The 239-nt window shown below is 44.4% G+C and carries 1 pseudogene; it reads right to left on the bottom strand.

Annotated elements, in window-relative coordinates:
- Positions 1–43: 43 nt before the first annotated feature.
- Positions 44–239: pseudogene (locus ACRHOZ_RS21390) on the bottom strand (argininosuccinate synthase); the annotation flags it as partial.

Below are 239 nucleotides of genomic sequence, written 5' to 3'. Positions count from 1 at the left end.
CAGTTCTCCTCCTGTATATCCCGAACCTCCTATTATTCCTGCCTTAATCATGCTCTTGGTTTACATGGTTTGCAATTTTTCCAGGATTGGATAGGATTTTGATGAATCCTTTGCCATCATCTGCGGTCCAACCCTTGTTCATTTCCCCATAACTTCCAAAGGAAGCGTTCATAAGATCATGAGGGGGGGTGATTCCATCCAACTCAAACCGATAGGGGTCTAGGGTTACGAACACATCA

Origin of the sequence: Flagellimonas flava, from assembly GCF_050617915.1 — a bacterium.
In the GTDB taxonomy this organism is placed as follows: domain Bacteria; phylum Bacteroidota; class Bacteroidia; order Flavobacteriales; family Flavobacteriaceae; genus Flagellimonas; species Flagellimonas flava_A.
Note: the sequence above shows the minus strand (reverse complement) of the source record. Positions and strands in the feature narration are given on the sequence as shown.